Annotated in this window: 3 protein-coding genes; 1 reads left to right on the top strand and 2 read right to left on the bottom strand. The window is 44.7% G+C overall.

Translation table 11 applies throughout. The features are described 5' to 3' along the window. Positions 1–1,570: WD40 repeat domain-containing protein (locus F6K49_RS40280; RefSeq protein ID WP_293106439.1), on the top strand; the 1,570-nt coding region annotated here is incomplete at its 5' end. 12 nt (positions 1,571–1,582) lie between these two features. Here the strand turns inward: F6K49_RS40280 and F6K49_RS53855 are convergent. Continuing rightward, a complete protein-coding gene (locus F6K49_RS53855; protein WP_366511460.1) occupies positions 1,583–1,756 on the bottom strand; it encodes a LysM peptidoglycan-binding domain-containing protein in 174 nt (57 codons plus the stop codon). 97 nt (positions 1,757–1,853) lie between these two features. After that, positions 1,854–2,658, bottom strand: an 805-nt coding sequence (locus F6K49_RS40275) for a serine hydrolase domain-containing protein (protein WP_293106436.1), incomplete at its 5' end; no start/stop codon positions are given.

Here is a 2,658-nt window from a genome sequence, read left to right as displayed (position 1 = left end):
TGATTCTAGGGGTTGGGTTAAGTTTTGGGATGTAGAAACAAAAGCCCTAGTAACCCGTATTCGGGCTCATAATTCCTGGGTTACCTCTGTCAAATTTAGTCCTGATGGAACCATACTAGCTTCCACTAGTTCAGATAAAACCATTAAGCTTTGGAATGTAGAAGATAGTAGCTTAATTAGAACCCTCAAAGGTCATAAATCCGCTGTCAGAAACGTTGATTTTACTGCGGATGGTAAAACCCTTGCCTCTAGCAGTGCAGACACTACAATCAAACTCTGGAATCTAGAATATGGCACAGAAATCACTACTCTTAAGGGACACAAAGGAACAACTTGGGGAGTCAATTTTAGTCAAGATGGTAAGCTGTTAGTCTCTGGTGCTGACGATGGTAAAGTCAAATTTTGGAATCTGGAAAACTTGGAGGCGGAACCCCAAACCTTTGTTGGTCCACAAGGTCGTGTTACCACCGTAAGTTTCCACCCGAATAATCAAAAAATACTTGTTTCTGGTAGCTACCCTAGTACAATCACTCTCTGGAATATAGATGGCCTTGAACCCAAACGTTTTGGTTTTGGTAGCACCAGAGTATGGAGAGTAACTATTAGTCCTGATAATCAATTACTAGCTTCGGGTCACGATGACCATACAATAAAACTGTGGAACACCTCAGATGGCAGTTTAAACAAAACCCTGACAGGTCATACCGACGATGTCTGGCGAGTTAAATTCAGTCCCGATGGTAAGCTTCTTGCTTCTGCCAGTTTAGACGATACGGTAAAGCTTTGGGATGTTGACAATGGTAAAGAAATATACACCTTAGTTGGTCATACTAGTAATGTGAGAAGTATTACCTTTCGCTCCGATGGTAGGATTTTAGCTTCCGGTAGTGACGACAGAACCATCAAACTCTGGCGCGTGCAAGATGGGGAATTATTGCGAACGTTTAAAGGTCATCTTAATTCCATTCGGGATTTGAGTTTCACCCCCGATGGTCAAAATATTACCACTGCTAGTTTTGATGGTCGCATTCTCTTTTGGCAAGTAGAAGATGGTAGGATGGTCAACGTTTTTGATAATATTGACAGTTGGTTAGCCACTATCAGTATTAGTCCCAATGGCAAATTGTTAGCTTCTGGGGGTGGCTATAGGGGAATTAAGCTGTGGAATAACTCAGATGGTACTATTGTTAAGGAACTTCCCGGTCATGGCATTTGGATCAGAAGTTTGCGTTTCAGCCCCAATGGCAAATTGCTGGCTTCTGGTAGTTTTGACCGCACAGTAAAACTTTGGCGTGTGGAAGATGGTTCTTTATTGAGAATTCTAGAAGGTCATCTTGGTCGGGTAGAGGATGTTAGTTTTAGCGCAGATGGAAAACTCCTGGCTTCTGCTAGTAGGGATGGCACAGTCAAGCTTTGGAACCTAGATTTAGAATTAGATGATTTGATGGAACTAGGTTGTGAGTGGCTGGGGGATTATCTGGCGATTCATCCCGAAGAAGAGGAACTGACAGACGGATTTTGTGGCTTGGGGGAAAGTGCGCAAGAACGGGATGACCACAAAATCCGTTAGCATAAGAAATGCTTAACCCGCTGGATTAGAGGGTATTTTTAGCACCTGCTCTGGATGAATGATGTAAGGTTCTTTTATTGCATTCTCTTTTGCTATAGCGAACCAAAATTGTTGAGTGCCATAGCACGTTGCACTTATCTTACTCAATGAATCTCCTAAAAGATAGCAAACATGAGAGCACCACACTCAAACTATCAATTGCAATAGCAGGAGTCGCTGAGAAGCCCACACTTCTCTTGCGAGTAAGTGTGGGAGTATGTCACAACCGACAGTCTCAGGTTTCCTAGTTATTCTTCACAATGCTGCCGAGGGTGTTGGTTAGCTCTTTAGGATTTCCCCTGTTTTGATTGGAGAGGACGGCAATCACGGTCTTGTCATTGAAATAGAGTCGCCAGTAAGACTTCGCGCCATTCTGGGCACCATTATGGGAGAACGTACTTCCCGGCCAGAGAGTATTAAGTGACTGGGCTGAGATGACCGATCCATCAAAGACCTTCATCCCAAGACGAGCCAGATCCATGGCAGAGGACTCAAGTCCACCACCGGGATATTTCCAACTCAGGTTGTCACGAGAGGACAGCACACTCTTACCATTGGAGAGTTTGTATATATTGGCGCGCTCAGGGTTAGATTGATTGCGGTATTCCGGTCGTAGCGTCGGCAAATTCAACCGTTGGGTCAGTTCGCGGTTGACCAATGCTGGAAATGACATCTTTGCAGCACCTTCAAGAGCAGCCCCTAGCACGGTGTACGCATGGGTGCTGTAGCAATACTTAGAACCCGGTGAAAGCATCAGCGGATCATTCTGGAATAAAGTAGCCGCTTGTGTAGCACTTGAATATTGGGTGTTGCTAGAGTCTTTCCAAGCCGGATTATTTGGAACTTCACAATTAGTCCCTTTGTACTTACCCTTGTAGTGCCGAATGCCTGAACGGTGCCGCATAAGTTGACCGACCTCATGGGTATGATGATTGGGCAGGCTGGGGACATAGCTGCGAGTAGCTTCATCAAGGGAAATTTTGTTGAGATCCACCAAACGCATCGTCAACAATGAAGTAATTGGCTTGCTGACCGACTGGCATCGGTCA

Source organism: Moorena sp. SIO3I6 (assembly GCF_010672095.1).
The sequence above is the reverse complement of the archived record's forward strand: the minus strand, read 5'-3'. Positions and strand labels throughout refer to the sequence as shown.